A 17,149-nucleotide genomic window follows, 5' to 3' on the forward strand; every position below is an offset into this window, starting at 1 on the left:
CTATTATTCGACATCCGCCGTCAGCCCCTTCTCCTTCGAATAGCGCACATGCAGCGTTTTCATTATCTCACCTTCCTTGTTCGAATCATCGACGGCATATGTCGCGCTTCCATCGCCGTCCAGCACGACAAGCAGTTGTCTGGCAAGCTCGCGGTTCTCCATGTATACGTCCCATTGCTCCGGAACGGCGTGCTCCAGCGCCTTGATGATCGCGTCGACGCCGCAGCCTTTCATCGAAGACCGACTCAGGGAGATCGTGCAGGACAGGATGTCCCTGACTTGTTGCCGATCCGGGACTCCGGTCCCTGCCGGCAACGGCGCAGATGACGGAAACGCCCACGACGGCAGCTGCAGATTGCCGTCCATGTCTCGTTGCAGCACGATGACCTCGAAGGAATCGTCGCTTTCGCGCACACCGGCGGATACCAGTTGTTCCCGTGAACGGCCCGGAGCATCGGGATCGGGCAGGTTCACGTATAGCCACCCATCCAGCGAGAACGGCCGGCGACGATCCATAGGCGTGAAGATCCGCAGCTGACCTGCCTGGTTCTCGCTGTTCGCGATCACCCCTTCCATGTCGTTGCGCGCCGACCGTTCACCGTACTTGCCGGATCTCCATGTAGCCGGACAGATATCGCCGATACCGTACACCGTTTGAACCAGTCGAGGGATATCATCCGGAACACGGATCGTCGTGGAGCCTTGTGCGCCGATGCGCAGCACCGACAGAGACCGCATCAGCAGATACCGCTGGTACACCTGTTCCAATCCTCGTGCAAACCGCGGAGGCTGACGATCGTCGACTTCCTCCACGCCGGTGATAATCATACGCGCATGACGCAGCGGCTCAGGACGCTCGCACTCCCCTATGCCGCGCCGATGCCGGTGCAGACGGCCCGCACGTTGCAGGATCAGGTCTATCGGAGCCGCGTCGGTGATCATCAGGTCGAAATCAACGTCCAGCGATTGTTCCACGACCTGCGTGGCGACGACGATGCCGCTGCGACGATTCCTGTCGCCGCGTTTGCCGTAGCGTCGGATCAGTTCACGGTCGATACGGGCACGGTCGCAAGCCAGGAAGCGGGAGTGAGCCAGCATAACGTCCGTATTCATACGCTGGGACAGTAGATCATACGTATGTTGCGCCCGTGCGACCGTATCGCGGATGACGACCGCGCAGCCGCCGTCCTGCAGATAGGTCTTCAGCGTATCGACCAACGTATCGTCATCGTCCGCGATCATGGAGACGGTTACATCCGCGGCTCGACCGGACGGTTCGGGAGATATGTCGGCGAAACCTTCGGCATTGGATACCGAGATCAATGGATAGCGCAGATCCGGCTTTCCGGAAACGGCATCGGGCGCGGTGCCAGCCGTGCGTGTAACCGATCCGGCATCATCCTCTGCCGATGCCGATGCGGACGACAATGCCGACGATATCATTGAGCGGTTATATCGCGCTTTGCGATCCAGCAATCTTTTTCTGCCTTGCGGCCGTGCAGAGACAGCATCCCCGCCCGTTTGGCAACGTTTTTCTACGCTCTCCACCGCATCCGCAGCATGCGACCCATGCCGGTACGCATTCAGGAACGCCTTACGTCTCGATTGCGGCAACGTGGCGCTGAGCATGATCACCGGCACCCCGTACGCGCCCAGCCATGCCAGCACCGTTTCCATGTATACGTTCATATATGCGGTGTTCGAATGGATCTCATCCAGGATCACCACCTTGCCGGCGAGCGCCATATGTCTGAGCACCACATGCCGGCAACGCAAACCCGCCATAAGCACCTGATCGATGGTGCCGACGACGAAATCGGACAGGTTGCCGCGCTTGCGGCCGGTCAGCCATGAATTGACCACGGCCTGCAGTCCCATGGACGATCCGACGCCGTCAGTATCGCCGTCGACGTAGCCCGCCGAAGATCTCGTCCGCAGAGAGAGGTCAAGTCCGTGACCGTCGTCGAACCAACGTTCCCGCAGCGTCTCGTACTCGTCGTTCAATTCGCGTTTGCCGTGCGCAAGGAACAGCGACGTCACCATGCACCGGTCGGCGGCCGGCAGATGTCCGATCCAGTCCAGCACACGACCGAACATCGCGTTGACGGTCGCCTGCGTGGGCAACGCATAGTAGATGCCGCCGCAATGGAATCGCGATGCGAGAATCTCCGCGGACAGCAATGCCGCTTCGGTTTTGCCTTCGCCCATGTTGGCTTCGATGATCATCAGACTTGGTTCGCTCATCGTCTGGGCTATGCGGATGGCTTCGCGCTGCACCGGACGCAGTTCGGCTCCGGGGATGTCGAACTGTTGTGCGAACAGTGCGTCAGGATCACGCGATATCTGCACGGGATTCCACGGTCTCGGCAATCCCAGCATGCTCCATGCCAGCACCGCGCGACGCTGCGGGTCGAAACGGTTCTCGTCTCGGTCGTCCGAAGATGGTTCATTCAGCGGGCACAATCTGCTATCGCTGGCAATCCAATCGGCGATGATGACCAGTGCGGTCAGCAGAATCTGGGTCCTCCTGCGCAGAGGGCGCTCATGCAGCTCCCGCAGGATCGGTTCGATCCCAGTGGCTTCGGCGATCCAGTCAAGCATCTCGAACCGCACGTTCTGCCATGCTTCGTCACCGGAGAACCGTTCGCAATCCCATCGATGCAGCAACTCCTGTTTGCCGTCGGTCAACGATGTGCCGTGATGCCCGGCGACAATGCCGGCGATACCGTGCGCCAACGTTCCGCTTCCCGTGCGCAGACCCTTGCGGGCCATCCACGATTCGACGGTCCAGCAACCGACGAGTTCATGACGGTACTGCGACCGGTCCGGGCTGTCGCCGACACCGGGATGGATACAAAGCCCGGTCTGGCGCACCTTATCGGCAAGACGGGGCACCTGTACCACGAAGGCGGGAGACGCCTTGCCGATGTCATGGATCGTCGCGATGAACCGATACAGCAGTCTGGCTGCATGCTCTGAACCGATGTCCTTGCCGATCAATCCCCTGATATCGTCGGCGACGAATTCATCCCATACGCGCAATGCGATCTCGCCGGTGTCCTCCAGATGCTGCCACAGCTGCAGATAACGATCGTCGCGCGGATCAAGATACACGCTTTTCGCCCACATCGACAACGCTTGGGCAGGCAGATTCGGACGGCCCTTAGGAAAATGAACGTCGTGCATGGCGTCACCGCCTTCTCAGTTGCGCGGCGTATTCATCCAGAACGTGCAGTATGCCTCGATGAGCCCATACCGTATTTCTTCTGCCGCCCTTGATCTGCGTCAGCACGCCTCGGTCGGCCAATGTGCCAATCGCACGTCGAGCCGTCATCGGACTCATTCCAAAGTGGGAGACCACATATTCCTGATTGATGATCGGCTGTTCGATGAGTGCCGGCAGCACGTTCCATGCCGCGGCATCCTGGCGAATCCCTTTCAAGGCATTTCTGGAGACGGTCAATTGTTCAGTCAACCGATCGATCAGTTCAATGCCCGTCGTTGCGGCGTAGCGGCAGGCGTATGCGAAGCATTCGACGATCGGCCGTGCATCTCCGGAACGGTATTCCATCAGCGCATTGAAATACCGTTCCGTATCCGTAAGCAGGCCTGCGGATACCGGAGGCGTCACGTTACGGACTAGTTCCTTATGCCTCAATATCGCATGGACCAGTGCACGTCCCACTCGGCCATTGCCATCGACGAATGGATGGATGGTTTCGAATTGGGCATGGGCGACGGCGCATTGCATCACCACCGGAATATCATCACGGCGCAGAAAATCCAGCATATCGCGAATCAGCGGTTCGACCAGGTCCGACTGAGGACCGACATGTCTCGCATGGACCGGACCGAACGAGCTTCCTCCGACCCACACCAGCTGGGTGCGAAATCTTCCGGCGTACAACTTCCATCCCGGTTGCGCGGAAAGCAACGCGTCATGCATCATCAACAGGTTTCGTTCACTGAGATCCTCCGACAATGCCAATGCGGATTCCATGGCGCGCACGTTGCCCACCACCACTGCGGCGTTGCCGCCCGTTCCCTCGCCGAGTTCCTGCAACGCAAGATTCTTCGCGCCAACAGTCAGATTTTCGATCTGCGATGAGGACGTGGACTCCGTGCGCAGTAGAATCGATGACATAGGTCCGATCACACGGCTTTTCGATCCGAATCTGGCCGCCGCATACGCATCCAGTTCTCCCAACGCACGTGCAGATTCCTCCAAGTTGGCGCTGATGTCGGATGGAATATCGAATAACACATCCGCAATACGCGCCGGGATTGCGGAATAGTACTCACCTGTTTCGCGTTTACGTTCCGATCGAGAAAGATACAAGTCGTCATCGGGACGCCAGAAATGTAGCTCTTTCCCCATGGGGGGCACCGATAGTGGAATCATCGCCGTATCTGTCATGAACACTCCTTTGTGAGAACAGTTATCGCAATATCTGTTTAATATAAACCTTTTATAATTATCTTTTATAAATAATGATACCATAAGCTTCCGCCATTCACCCCCGCGCCTGCAGGGAACTCATCAACCCGTTCTACTTATCCGGATCACTCCCGCGCGGCATTTGCCACATATGCGGAACACAGCATCCCAGTGTATGACACGTCGCCCGTTTCGACAAAGAACAAGGTCACTGCACCGTGATCGTCACCGGGTCGCTGGTGACTTCGGGCTGGTCCTTGAGGCTGAGCCGCGCGGTGTACGTGCCGGCGTTGACCTTGGGCAGCGACGCGTCGGCCTTGCATTCGGAACCGGTCGCGTTCGCGTTCCAGGTGATCTGCTGCCGGTCGGAATCGCCCTTGCTCATCAGCAGCAGACGCGAGTCGACCGGGCACACGTCGGATTTCCAGATCGTCTGGCTGCCCGACGTGATCGTCAGCACGCGGTTTCCGTCCGACCCGTCGATCAGGCATCCGGTCTTGCTGGAACCGGTATAGGTGATCGTCGCGGTGAAATCCAAGGATCCGCCGACCGGAACGCTCTGCGCGGCCGGAACCAGCGACAGACTCACCGTACCCTTGGCGCAGTCCGTAATACCGCCGGTTTTCGGCGGATCAGGCACCGCATCACGCGAAATCGCATAGATTTCGTCATGATTGATGGCCGCGCCGATCGCGCCGATGCCACGGAACAGGCTATAGCCGCAGAAACCGATCAGCGCGACCACGATCGTCAGGACCAGAAACACGACGATCCGGCGACGACGATAGATCGCCCTTTGCCGCTTGCTGATCTTGCGTTTGCGCGACGTACGCCGCCCGTCTGGCCGCACCGACTTCCGCTGTACCATAGTCCCCCAGTGTATACCACGCCGTCCGGCGCGATTCGCCGCCAATGGTCCCGGCAACGAACGCTGCCGTTCCCGCGGAACCGCACGTCACTGTGGCAGCCGGACGCCGCCGTCCGGCAGCATGTCGATCAGTCCATCCTCGTCCAGCGAGGCGATGCACTGGTCAAGCTGGACATGATCGGCCCACAGCGACTCGATCCGGCTTCGTTCCAGCACCGATTGCCCATCCGGCAACCCACGCAGCGCATCCAATACGATGCCGCGCACCTGCCGGTCGGTGCCGGCGAACCGTTGGCGGGGACGGGTGCGCCGCTCCCCCAGTCCCGGACGCCCTGCTGCGAGGAACGCGCAATGCTCCGCCACCGGGCACACGTCGCACAGCGGACGTTTCGCCGTGCACACGGTCGCGCCGAGTTCCATCACCGACTGGTTCCACGTCACCGATCGGGCGGCGTCCGCCGGCAGCACGCGATTCACCAGCTCACGTTCGGCGGGCTTGGCCGAGCCTCCCAAAGACTCCTCGCCGAGGAACACGCGCGACAGCACGCGACGGATGTTCGTGTCGATCACCGCGATCCGCTCGCCGAACGCAAAACTCAATACCGCAGACGCCGTGTAGTCGCCGATACCGGGCAGTCCGGTCAGCTCGTCATAGGTGCGCGGCAGTTCGTCGGCGTACCGGTCACGCACCGCACGGGCGCAATCCTGCAGGCGCAATGCCCGCCGCGGATAACCAAGACGGCCCCATGCGGTGATCACCTCGGCCGTGGTCGCGTCCGCGAGCGCCGCAGCGTCGGGCCATGCGCGCATCCACGTCTCCCAGTACGGTACGACGCGGCTCATCTGCGTCTGCTGGCTCATGACTTCGGAGACGAGCACGCCCCAAGGTGTCGTCCGTCCGAATCGCCATGGCAGGTCGCGCGCGTTCGTATCCCACCATGCGGCGAGTTTGCGGCGGACGGATTCGTTACGTTGAAGATCGTTCATACGATGCGAAATCGTTTACCGGTTGCCGACTGTTTACCTGCCGCCGGCAAAATTAAGCTGCCTCCATGCCTCGTAGATGGCGATGGACGCGCAGTTGGTGAGGTTCAGCGAGCGCAGGGACGGACGCATGGGCAGACGCACCTGTTCGGCGACGTGCGGCCCGGCCATGATGTCCATCGGGTCGGGGATGTCGCCCGGTTCGGGGCCGAACAGGAGGATGTCGGTCGGCTTGTATTCGACTTCGGTGTACAGCTTCGTCGCATGCGCGGTGAACGCGATGATGCGCGAGTTCGGCATGGATTCGACGAGGTTGTCGAAGTTCGGATGCAGCACGACGTGTGCCATGTCGTGATAATCGAGGCCGGCGCGGCGCAGCTTCGTGTCGCGCAGGTTGAAGCCGAGCGGTTCGACCAGATGCAGGATGGTGCCGGTCACCGCGCACAGGCGGATCGCAGAACCGGTGTTTCCGGGAATGCGCGGGCTGTAGTAGCACAGGTGCGGGGTCGCGGTTTCGGCCTTGGCGGCGTCCTCGGCGGACAGCATCGCGTCGACCACGGAGATCGGGTTGCCGTGTGCGTCGGTCACGAGCTCGTCCGGCCCGTAATTGGACTTGCGGTACCCGTATTCGAACATCTTCTCGACTTTGGCCTCGGGGTTCTGCGCTTCCGTCTGCTCCGTCATATCATCCACCGTCTGTTGTCGTGTACGATTTCCGTCACCCGAGCATAAAACAGCCCCTGCCCGAAGGACTGTCACTCGTTTCGAATGACAATGTGCGGTGCGGTGCCCGCGTGGGGTCGGGATACGCATTCCCCGACACGCTCCGGGCCGCTCGGCCAAGTCATACGGTCGAGAAACGCATATCCCGACCCCACGCTCGTTTTAGTAGCACCGTTGCGAAGCGTAAGTCCAATAGGAACGTATCTAACCAGTGGTGCGGCGGGGTATATGCATCGTGACATGCTCTAGGGCGCTTGCCCAAGTCTTACAGTCACGATGCATATACCCCGCCGCACCACGGTCACGTACGCTGGCATTTAACTCAGCTGGTACTTAACTCAGCCAATATTTAACGCAACGCGTCAGTTCTTGAACGAGTGGATCGGGGCGGGGATGCGGCCACCGCGGGTCACGAACGCCTCGCACGAGGTGTTGTTGACCGGCATGATCGGCGCGTAACCCATGAGGCCGCCGAAGTTGGCCATCTCGCCCACACCCTTGCCGTACACCGGGATGACGCGCACGGCGGTGGTCTTCTGGTTGACCATGCCGATGGCCGCCTCGTCGGCGATCAGGCCGGAGATCGTGGCCGCCGTCGTGTCGCCCGGGATGGCGATCATGTCGAGGCCGACCGAGCACACGCAGGTCATCGCCTCGAGCTTTTCGAGCGTCAGGCACCCGGAGGCCGCCGCGTCGATCATGTTCTTGTCTTCGGAGACGGGGATGAACGCGCCGGACAGGCCGCCGACGTACGAGGACGCCATGATGCCGCCCTTCTTGACCTGGTCGTTGAGCATCGCGAGCGCCGCGGTGGTGCCGGGCGCTCCGACCTGTTCGAGGCCGATCTTTTCGAGCACTTCGCCGACCGAATCGCCCACGGCCGGGGTCGGGGCGAGCGACAGGTCGATGATGCCGAACGGCACGCCGAGCCGCCGCGAAGCCTCCTGCGCCACGAGTTGACCGACGCGCGTGATCTTGAACGCGGTGCGTTTGATCGTCTCGCACAGGAACTCGAAATCCTTGCCCTTGGCCGCATCGAGCGCACGCGAAACGACGCCCGGTCCGGACACGCCCACGTTGATGACCGCGTCGCCTTCGGTCACGCCGTGAAAGCCGCCGGCCATGAACGGGTTGTCGTCGGGCACGTTGCAGAACGCGACGAATTTGACGCAGCCGTACGAGTCGTTGTCGCGCGTGTTGTAGGCGATGTCCTTGATGACGCGGCCGAGCAGCTCGACGGCGTTCATGTCGATGCCGGTCTTCGTGGAGCCGACGTTGACGGACGAGCAGACGATGTCAGTTTCCGTGAGGGCCTGCGGCAGCGATTCGATGAGCAGGCGCTCGGCCGGGGTCATGGCCTTGGAGACGAGCGCGGAGTAGCCGCCGATGAGATCGACGCCGACCTCCTTGGCCGCACGATCCAACGCATGGGCGATCTTGACGAAGTCCGCGCTCGTCTTGCACGAGCTGGCGCCGACGAGCGAGATCGGGGTGACGGTGATGCGCTTGTTGACGATCGGGATGCCGTAGTCACGTTCGATGGCCTGTCCCGTGGCGACGAGGTCTTTGGCGTAGGTGGTGATCTTGCGGTAGATGTTGTCGCAGGTCTCGTCGACGGTGTCGGCCGCGCAGTCGAGCAGGGAGATGCCCATCGTGATGGTGCGCACGTCGAGTTTTTCCTGCTCGATCATCTGATTGGTCTCGTGGACCTCCATGATGTTCAGCATGGTCAAGTTCCTTTCGGTCGGTCCGGCGAGGCTCAGATTCGGTGCATCTTGGTGAAGATCTCCTCGCGCTGGCAGCGGATGCGCACGCCGATGTCGTCGCCGAGATCCTCAAGGTTGCCGACCATGGCGCTGAATTCCTTGTCGGAGTTCGCGTAGTCGACGATCATCATCATGTTGAAGTAACCGTCGATGATGGTTTGGGAGATGTCGAGCACGTTGACGTTGTGCTGGGACAGGTAGGTGCAGACGCGTGCGATGATGCCGACGGTGTCCTTGCCGACGACGGTGATGATTGCCTTGTTCATGGGGCTCCCTGATCGAGACGAAAAATGCGGGTGACTTCCAGTATAGGGAGTCACCCGCAGGTTCATGTTTCGACGTCCGTCGTGGTCCAGCGCGGCGGCGTCCGCCATGGTGTCACATGGCCAGTTCGGCCACTGGCATGTCGGCGGTCACGCTCACCGGCACGAGCCTGGGCTCCTCGTGATGCTCCTTGAGCAGGAAGGAGAGCACCAGCACGACCGCCACGAGCGCCATGCCGAACAGGTAGCCGTAACGGGAACCGTCCACAAAGCCCTGGGAGGGGTTCGTGCCGCCGGCGGCCGTGTAGTTCGCTTGGCCAAGTCCGAGCAGACAGGTGGCCACGGCCGTGGCGATCGCGCCGCACACCTGCTGCATGGTGTTCATGATCGTGCTGCCGTCGGCGGCCATGCGCCCCGGCAGCGACTTGAGCGCGGCGGACTGTGCGGACTGCTGGATGAACGGGATGCCGACCATGACGATGATGTGCGCGGCGAGGAACAGCGCGACAGGAGTGGACACGCCGATCATGCAGAACAGCACGCCGCCGATGAGGGACAGCACCGCACCGGCCCAGACGAGACGTTTCGCGCCGTACCGGTCGAACATGCGGCCGGCGGCGAGCGTGCACAGCGCGTTGATGACGCCGCCGGGCAGCATGAGCAGACCGGCGACGGTGGAGCTCAGACCCATGCCGCGCTGCAGTTCCTGCGGCACGAGATACATGAACGCGAGCGTGCAGGAGAACGAGCAGCTGATCATGATGGCCGGCGTGCGGAACGCGGCGATGCCCAGCGCGCGCAGGTCGAGCAGCGGGTCATCGATGGTGAGCTGACGATGTGCGTAGAACGCGAGCACGATCACGCCGACGACGAGCAGGCCGATGACGACGGCCGAGAAGCCCATGTCGCTGATGAGGCTCACGCCGGCGACGAGGCAGCCGAAGCCGATCGCCGAGGCGAGGATGGATACCACGTCGACCCTCGGACGGGTGCGTTCGATCGGCGTGACGAAGAACAGCGCCGTGCATACGATCGCGATGACGGCGACGAGCGCGAACAGAGCGAAGATCGCACGCCAGGAGAACGCGCCGATGAGCGCGCCGGCGATGGTCGGGCCGATGACCGGAGCGAACATGATGACGAGGCCGGCGACGCCGTTCGCCGCGCCGATCCTATGCGGCGGGAACACGCGCATGATCGCCGCGTACATGGTGGGCAGCGCGATGCCGGTGCTCACGCCCTGCATGATGCGGCCGGCCAGCAGGATCGGGAAGGTGGGCGCGACGGTGCACACGATGGCGCCGATCAGGAAGCAGGCCAGCGCGAACAATACGAGCGTCTTGGCCTTGACCCACTTGAGCATGAAGCCCACGCACGGCAATACCACGCCGATGGCGAGCATGTAGCCGACGACCATCCACTGCGCGGTGCCGGACGAGATGCCGAAATCGGTCATCAGGTCGGGCAGGGTGATGTTCATCGACGTTTCCGACAGCATGCCCAGGAACACGCTGATGTACAGGCCGAGCATGATCTTGTGCGGATGGTCGAAATGCTGCGGCTCGTTCGCCGCGGACGTTTCGTTGGACGGTTGGATGTTACGAACGGTTGTCTGGTTGACGGACAACGGAAATCCTCTTCTTCATATCGATGTCGTTGCCGTCGCGCGGCGCCCGTCAAAGCATGCGGCCGCACATCGCCGTTCCCGTGACGATTGCCGCGGGATTGCGGTGTGCGACTTCATTGGCGAGCGCCGACAACCCCTAACGTCCGGGTCACGGTCGGCAACAAAAAATCGCATGCCACACGGCGGAAAAGACACCATATGGCATGCGATTATTCAAGACGAGACGTGATCGTAATACGGTTTTCGATTTTTCGTAAGTACGCCCGGGCGTGTCGCGCTATGCTTCGCGGCTCGCGCTCGGCGCCGCCACGGCAGTCCTGCAACAACGGACGGCCTTCGGCCGACTCATCATTACCTCGGACTCGCCTATCGGCTCGCGCTCGGCGCCGCCACGTCCTGCAATTACGGACGGCCTACGGCCGACTCATCATCACCTCGACTCGCCTATCGGCTCGTCTCGGCCGTGGCTAATCGCAGTCCACCGGACTGCGATTACGCCTCACGCGACGCGCTCGGCGCCGCCACGGCAGCCAAAGCCCTCGGCGCGTGGAAGCCCTGCTTCTCGAACTCGTCGGCGATGGCCTGGGCGACCTCGTGGCTGCGACCCTTGTCGACGAGCGCGATGATCGAACCGCCGAAGCCGCCGCCGGTCATACGCGCGCCGTAGGCGCCGTTCTTGCGGGCGACGGCCACGGCCACGTCGAGCTCGGGCACGGTGACCTCGTAATCGGCGGCAAGCGAATCGTGCGAAGCGTTGAACAGGCGGCCCGCGGCCTCGATGTCGCCCTTGGCGAAGGCGTGCACGAAGGAGCGCACGCGTTCGATCTCGGTGACGACGTGGCGCACGCGCTTCTTCATCGTCTCGTCCGGCAACGCGTCAAGCGTCTCCTTGAGCGCCTGGAACGGGTCGTCGGCCTTGGCGATGCCGTCGGCGGTGACGCGCAGGTTGGCGACGCCGAGGATCTTCGCGGCCTGCTCGCAGGTGGCGCGACGCTGGGCGTACTGGCCGTCGTTGAGCTGGTGCGGGGCCTGCGTGTCGACCACGAGCAGCTCGAGGCCGTACTTGTCGAGGTCGAACTCCTGCTGGGAGACGTTCTCGAGCGGGGTGAGCTCCGGACGGCAGTCGAGCAGCAGCGCATGGCCCGCGGTACAGCGCATGGACGCGTTCTGGTCGAGGCCGCCGGTGGACGCGCCGGCCATCTCGTTCTCGGACTTGATCGCGGCGTTGATGAGCGTCACGCGACCCGCGTCGGAGGAGCCGTAGCCGAGGCCGTACACGTCGTCCAAAGCGAGCGCGGTCGAGCAGGTCATCGCGGCGGACGAGCTCAGGCCCGAACCGAGCGGCACGCAGGAGACGAACGCGGCGTCGAAGCCCTGCACCTTGTCGAAACCGGCCTCGCGCAACGCCCACGCCACGCCGGTCGGATAGGCGGCCCAGCCGTCCACGCCGCGGGCCTTAAGGCCGTCGAGGTCGGCTTCGGCGACCTTGTCGGGCGCCACGTCGGACACGAGACGCACCTTGGTGTCGTCGCGCGGGGACAGCGCGATGAACGTGCGGTGCGGCAGCGCGATCGGCAGGCACAGGCCGGCGTTGTAGTCGGTGTGCTCGCCGATCAGGTTGACGCGTCCCGGAGCGGCCCACACGCCTTCCGGCTTGACGCCGTAGGTCTTGGCGAACAGCGCGGTGGCCTGCTCGACGCCGGCCTCGTGGGAAATCGGTTCGATGAATTCAACAGCAGTCATTGGTGTTTCTTTCCTTGCTTGCGATCTGCGTGGACGATCTCGGTCAGTCGGCGATGTCCACGTCGCCCAGCTCGTGGAAACGCTTGGCGATGAGCTCCGGCGTGGTGTCGGAAACCCATGCGGCCATGCCGGATTCGGAGCCGGCGAGGTACTTGATCTTGTTGGCGGCGCGGCGGAACGAGAAGAACTGCAGGTTCAGACGGTAGTTCTCGCGGCGCGGGTCGCGCACCGGGGCCTGATGCCAGGCGGCGATGTACGGCAGGTCCATGCCCTTGCCGTCGCCCTTGTCGAAGAACGCGTTGCCGCGCTTGAGCAGATGCGAGTACATCGAGGCGAGGTCCCAGCGCTCCTGATCGTCGAGCTGGTCGAGCGTGAGCACGTCGCGCACCGGGGCGACATGCACCTCAAGGGGCCAGCGGGCCGCGGCCGGCACGTAGGCGACCCACGAATGGTTGCGCATGACGATGCGCTCGCCGGCTTCGATTTCGGCGTTCATGATGTCCTTGAGCAGGTTGCCGCCGGTCTTGTCGTGGTAGGCCTCGGTGTGCTGGAGCTCCTTTTCCATCTTCGGCGCGATGAACGGGTAGCAGTAGACCTGGCCGTGCGGGTGGGCGAGCGAGACGCCGATCTCCTGGCCATGGTTCTCGAACGGGAAGATCTGCTCGATGCCCTCCATCTTGGAGATCTCGGCGGTGCGGAACGCCCACGCCTCGACCACGGTGCGCAGACGGGTCACCGGCAGGTCGGCCGGCAGGCCGTTCTCGTTCGGGTCGAAGCAGATGACCTCGCAGCGGCCGGCGGCGGGCTTCTGCTCCCACAGCGGATTGCCGTTCACGAACTTCACGGAATCGTCTTCGCCGGGCACGCGCACCATCGACGGGAAGCGGTTCTCGAACACGACGACGTTGTAATCGGTGTCCGGCACTTCGCCGTCCTGGTACGGGTCGCCGGGCTTGCGCGCGGCCAGCGGGTTGCCCTTGGCGGTGGCGCCGGGGCCTGCGGTGATCGGGCGGTTCATGCGCGCGGTCGCCATCGGGATCCAGTCGCCGGTCAGCGGGTCGCGGCGCATCTGCGGCGCGGCGTACGGCACTTCGTTGCCGTCGGCGTCGAGGTGCGGCGCGAAACGGTAGTCGAGCGGACGCGGATCCTTGAGTTCGCGCGTCTTCTTGCCGGACACGTACTCCGGATCGTCGTCCAGGTAGAAGAAGTCACGGCCGTCGGCCAGCGTGGTCGGCGTGATGCGGATGTGCTCCTTCGCGTATGCACCCGGTTCGTAGTTGGCAAAATCTGCCATGTGAATCACTCACTTTCCTCCGTTTGCTCGCTCTGGTGGGCCAGCACGAGCTCCTTTACCAATTCCTTGGTCTTGCTCGCCGAGTCGGGGTCGAGCCCGTCGTCGGTGATCACCGTATCCACCTGGTCGAAGCGTGCGAACAGCGACAGCGAGGTGCAGCTCCATTTGGTGTGATCGGTAAGAATGATGGTGCGATCGGCGATGTCCATCATCGCCATATCGGTGGCGGCCTCCAGCGAGTTGGGCATGAGGAAGCCACGAGGCAGCGACACGGAATGCGTGCCCAGGAACACGGTGTTGACGCGCAGGGACGCGACGACCTTGTCCGCGATCGGGCCGACGAGCGAGTTGGACCGGGTGATGACGCCGCCGGTGACGATGACTTCGACGTCCTTCGATTCGAGGGCCTGCACGAGTTCGGCCACGGGGATCGAGTTGGTGAGGATCGTGATGCCGCTGGACTGCTGGGATTCGAGCAGATGCTGCGCGAAAACGTACGCCGTGGTGCCGCCGCCGATGGCGATCACGTCGCCGGGGGCCACGTATCTGACGGCCTCCTGCGCGATGGCGTCCTTCAAACCGATGTCCATCTGCGACTTCACGGAGAACAGCGGTTCGCTGAGCAACGTACTGGTGGTCACGGCGCCGCCGTGGACGCGCTTGAGCAGTCCCTTGTCGGACAGCTCGGCGATGTCGCGGCGGATGGTCATGGCGGAAACGCCGAGTTCCTTGCTCAGCGCGGTGATGCGCACCGCACCGCGGGTGCGCAGCCTGCTCAGTATCAGATGTTGACGTTGTGACGAAATCATTCGAACATTATCGCACACATAAGCTCACAAACCAAACCGAAATGAGCGTTTCGCACCACAACACGCCGAGAAATACACAAATCACTCATCCGAACCGCACAAAACCTCACGCGCGGCGCGACTCCGATTCTCCCCCGCCGGTGCCACAATGGGACGCATGACCTATGTATCTGATAGCTTCTGGCACGACGCCGTGAACAAAGCCACCTGCGACCTCTTCACCTTCGGCTACAAGCACATCATCAAGCCGTATTTCGTGTTCAACCACACGCCCGACGTGGCGCACGACCAGATGATCGAGTTCTGCCGCGTCACCAAGAACATCCCGCCGCTCATGTGGCTGCTTCGCGAGATGCTCGACTACACCGACCCCATCCTCGAAACGAACGTGATGGGCGTGGACTTCGCCAACCCGTTCGGCCTGTCCGCCGGCCTCGACAAGAACTGCGACATGCCGGTGCTGCTCGACAACGCCGGCTTCGGCTTCGAGACGGTCGGCTCGACCACGGCCCGCCCGTGCAAGGGCAATCCGAAGCCTTGGTTCCACCGTCTGCCCGAATACGATTCGATGATGGTGCACGTGGGGCTCGCGAACATCGGCTCCGACAAGGTGATCGAACGCGCGGAAAAGGCGTGGACGAAGGCGAAGGACATGCAGGTCTCCGTGTCGATCGCACGCACGAACGACGCCCTGTGCGGCGATCTGGACGAAGGCATCGAGGATTACTGCGCGTCGATGCGCCGCACGGCCGGACGCACCGCAATGGTCGAGGTGAACGTGTCCTGCCCGAACACGCACGCCGGCGAGCCGTTCACCGAAACGCCGGAGGCATTGGACCGTCTGTTCGCCGCGCTCGACAGGATCGACCGCCCCCAGCCGACGCTCGTCAAGATGCCGCTCAACAAGAGCTGGGAGGAGTTCCGCGCACTGCTCGACGTGCTCGCCGAGCATAACGTCCAGGGCGTGAGCTTCGCGAACCTGCAGAAGGACCGCACCGGCATGGAGATTCCGCGCGACTGGGAAGGCGGCCTGTCCGGCGGCCCGACGTATCGCGCGAGCAATGCGCTGGTCCGTCAGGTGTACCGCGAATACGGCGACCGGTTCGCGATCGCCGGCATCGGCGGCGTGTTCACTCCCGAACAGGCATATGAGAAGATCCGCTGCGGAGCGAGCCTCGTGATGTTCATCTCCGCACTCATGTACCGCGGACCGCAGCAGATCACCGTGTTGAAGCGCGGACTGGCCGAACTGCTGCGCCGAGACGGCTACGGCAGCGTCGCCGAAGCCGTCGGCGCCGACGCGTGACAACATCATCTTGGCTCCCCTTGTCAGGGGAGCCGGCAGCGAAGCCGACCGATGGGTAGTCGAAAGGTTATCCGCATTGATATGCGCGACCCTTTGACTACCCATCGGTCTTTTTTGGGCGTTCGCTCAGTACGCGCCGCGCACGTATTGCGGCTGATACGGCGCATCCGCCACCGGCACGCCGAGCTTGGAGGCCGCACGCAACGGCCAATACGGATCGCGCAGCGCCGCGCGTCCGATCTCGACCGCATCCGCCTCGCCCTTGGCGACGATCTTCGCGGCCTGCTTCGGCTTGGTGATCAGGCCCACCGCCGTGACCGGCAATCCGGCGCGGTCGCGCACCTGCGTGGAGAACGGCACCTGATAGTTCGGCTTGACCGGAATCGTCACGTTCGGCACGATGCCGCCCGTCGACACGTCCATAAGATCGACGCCGTGAGCCTTCAGCGTCTTCGCGACCTCGACGGTCTGGTCGAGATCCCAGCCGCCGGCGGCCCAATCGGTCGCGGAGATACGCACCAGCAGCGGCATGTCATCGGGAATCACCGAACGGATCGCATCGGCCACTTCGACCAGCAGACGCATGCGCCCCGCCAGCGGACCGCCGTATTCGTCGTCACGCTCGTTGATCAGCGGGTCAAGGAACTGCGAGATCAGATATCCGTGGGCGGCATGGATCTCGATCGCCTGGAATCCCGCCGTGACCGCACGCGCCGCCGCATCGCGGAACTGCGAGACGATGCCATGGATCTCGTCCACGGTCAGCGCGCGCGGCATCGCGTAATGACCATAGGCGATCGGGCTCGGCGCCACGGTCTGCCAGCCGCCGTCCTCCACGGGCACGCTGTCGCCGGAATAGCCCACGCCGAAGCAACCGGTCGAACCCTTGCGACCCGCGTGGTTGAGCTGCACGGCCATCACGGCGCCCGTCTCTTTCACGCCGTCGACGATCCAGCGCCAGGCTTCGACCTGATCGTCGTTCCACAGGCCCACGTCGCATGGCGAGATGCGGCCTTCCGGCGACACGGCCGTCGCCTCGGCGATGATCATGCCGAATCCGCCCATGCCGCGCGAAACGTAATGCTGGTAATGGAACGGCGTCGGTTTGCCGTCGCGCGCCACCGCCGAATACGTGTCCATCGGAGGCATCCAGATGCGGTTGCGTACGGTCAGGCCGCGCAACGGCATCGGCGAGAACAGGCTCGCCTCGCGCTTGGTCTTCTTGGCTTTCTTGTCGGACTTGTCATCCTTGTCGCTCATAAGAGCCGTCCTTTCGCGTGCTGTCCTCGCCCATTGTACGACGAACGCCCGTCGCGGGGACGGGCGTT

13 protein-coding genes and 1 pseudogene are annotated in these 17,149 nt (G+C 62.9%); 1 reads left to right on the forward strand and 13 read right to left on the reverse strand.

Annotated features, from left to right (window positions below; translation table 11 throughout):
* Nucleotides 1-3 precede the first annotated feature (3 nt).
* From cas3 to GFD25_RS07210, 12 genes and pseudogenes are all read right to left on the reverse strand, one after another.
* The gene (gene cas3, locus GFD25_RS12200) at nucleotides 4-2,043 is read right to left on the reverse strand and encodes a CRISPR-associated helicase Cas3' (RefSeq protein WP_239512463.1); all 2,040 of its coding nucleotides are present in this window, start codon (nucleotides 2,041-2,043) and stop codon (nucleotides 4-6) included.
* A 480-nt stretch (nucleotides 2,044-2,523) separates the two neighbouring features.
* Nucleotides 2,524-3,186 (reverse strand): annotated as a pseudogene (locus GFD25_RS12550) (CRISPR-associated endonuclease Cas3''); the annotation flags it as partial.
* A 4-nt stretch (nucleotides 3,187-3,190) separates the two neighbouring features.
* Nucleotides 3,191-4,417 carry a Fic family protein gene (locus GFD25_RS07165; RefSeq protein WP_163231346.1) on the reverse strand — a complete coding sequence of 409 codons (1,227 nt, stop codon included), beginning with the start codon at nucleotides 4,415-4,417 and terminating at the stop codon, nucleotides 3,191-3,193.
* Nucleotides 4,418-4,646: 229 nt separating this feature from the next.
* A complete protein-coding gene (locus GFD25_RS07170) occupies nucleotides 4,647-5,306 on the reverse strand; it encodes a hypothetical protein (protein ID WP_204314816.1) in 660 nt (219 codons plus the stop codon).
* A gap of 87 nt (nucleotides 5,307-5,393) precedes the next feature.
* Nucleotides 5,394-6,293, reverse strand: coding sequence for an A/G-specific adenine glycosylase (locus GFD25_RS07175; protein ID WP_163231348.1), 900 nt, complete (start codon nucleotides 6,291-6,293; stop codon nucleotides 5,394-5,396).
* 33 nt (nucleotides 6,294-6,326) lie between these two features.
* A complete protein-coding gene (locus GFD25_RS07180; RefSeq protein ID WP_163231350.1) occupies nucleotides 6,327-6,974 on the reverse strand; it encodes a tRNA (cytidine(34)-2'-O)-methyltransferase in 648 nt (215 codons plus the stop codon).
* Between the two features lie 401 nt (nucleotides 6,975-7,375).
* Entirely contained in the window at nucleotides 7,376-8,740 is a 1,365-nt protein-coding gene (locus GFD25_RS07185; protein WP_163231352.1) for a PFL family protein, read from the reverse strand.
* Between the two features lie 32 nt (nucleotides 8,741-8,772).
* Nucleotides 8,773-9,045 carry an ACT domain-containing protein gene (locus GFD25_RS07190; protein WP_163231354.1) on the reverse strand — a complete coding sequence of 91 codons (273 nt, stop codon included), beginning with the start codon at nucleotides 9,043-9,045 and terminating at the stop codon, nucleotides 8,773-8,775.
* 112 nt (nucleotides 9,046-9,157) lie between these two features.
* Nucleotides 9,158-10,669 (reverse strand): DHA2 family efflux MFS transporter permease subunit, encoded by a 1,512-nt coding sequence (locus GFD25_RS07195; RefSeq protein WP_163231356.1) that lies wholly within the window; start codon nucleotides 10,667-10,669, stop codon nucleotides 9,158-9,160.
* Nucleotides 10,670-11,161: 492 nt separating this feature from the next.
* Entirely contained in the window at nucleotides 11,162-12,412 is a 1,251-nt protein-coding gene (galK, locus tag GFD25_RS07200; RefSeq protein WP_163231358.1) for a galactokinase, read from the reverse strand.
* Between the two features lie 43 nt (nucleotides 12,413-12,455).
* Nucleotides 12,456-13,706 (reverse strand): galactose-1-phosphate uridylyltransferase, encoded by a 1,251-nt coding sequence (gene galT / locus GFD25_RS07205; RefSeq protein ID WP_163231360.1) that lies wholly within the window; start codon nucleotides 13,704-13,706, stop codon nucleotides 12,456-12,458.
* 5 nt (nucleotides 13,707-13,711) lie between these two features.
* On the reverse strand, nucleotides 13,712-14,515 hold the full coding sequence (locus GFD25_RS07210) for a DeoR/GlpR family DNA-binding transcription regulator (protein WP_152358172.1): 804 nt from the start codon (nucleotides 14,513-14,515) through the stop codon (nucleotides 13,712-13,714).
* A 157-nt stretch (nucleotides 14,516-14,672) separates the two neighbouring features.
* Here GFD25_RS07210 and GFD25_RS07215 point away from each other — a divergent pair, with 157 nt between their 5' ends.
* The gene (locus tag GFD25_RS07215) at nucleotides 14,673-15,821 is read left to right on the forward strand and encodes a quinone-dependent dihydroorotate dehydrogenase (RefSeq protein WP_163231362.1); all 1,149 of its coding nucleotides are present in this window, start codon (nucleotides 14,673-14,675) and stop codon (nucleotides 15,819-15,821) included.
* A 126-nt stretch (nucleotides 15,822-15,947) separates the two neighbouring features.
* Here GFD25_RS07215 and GFD25_RS07220 read toward each other — a convergent pair whose 3' ends face one another.
* Nucleotides 15,948-17,081 carry an NADH:flavin oxidoreductase/NADH oxidase gene (locus GFD25_RS07220; RefSeq protein WP_163231364.1) on the reverse strand — a complete coding sequence of 378 codons (1,134 nt, stop codon included), beginning with the start codon at nucleotides 17,079-17,081 and terminating at the stop codon, nucleotides 15,948-15,950.
* Nucleotides 17,082-17,149 lie beyond the last annotated feature (68 nt).

This window comes from Bifidobacterium aerophilum (genome assembly GCF_010667685.1).
GTDB classification, from domain to species: domain Bacteria; phylum Actinomycetota; class Actinomycetes; order Actinomycetales; family Bifidobacteriaceae; genus Bifidobacterium; species Bifidobacterium aerophilum.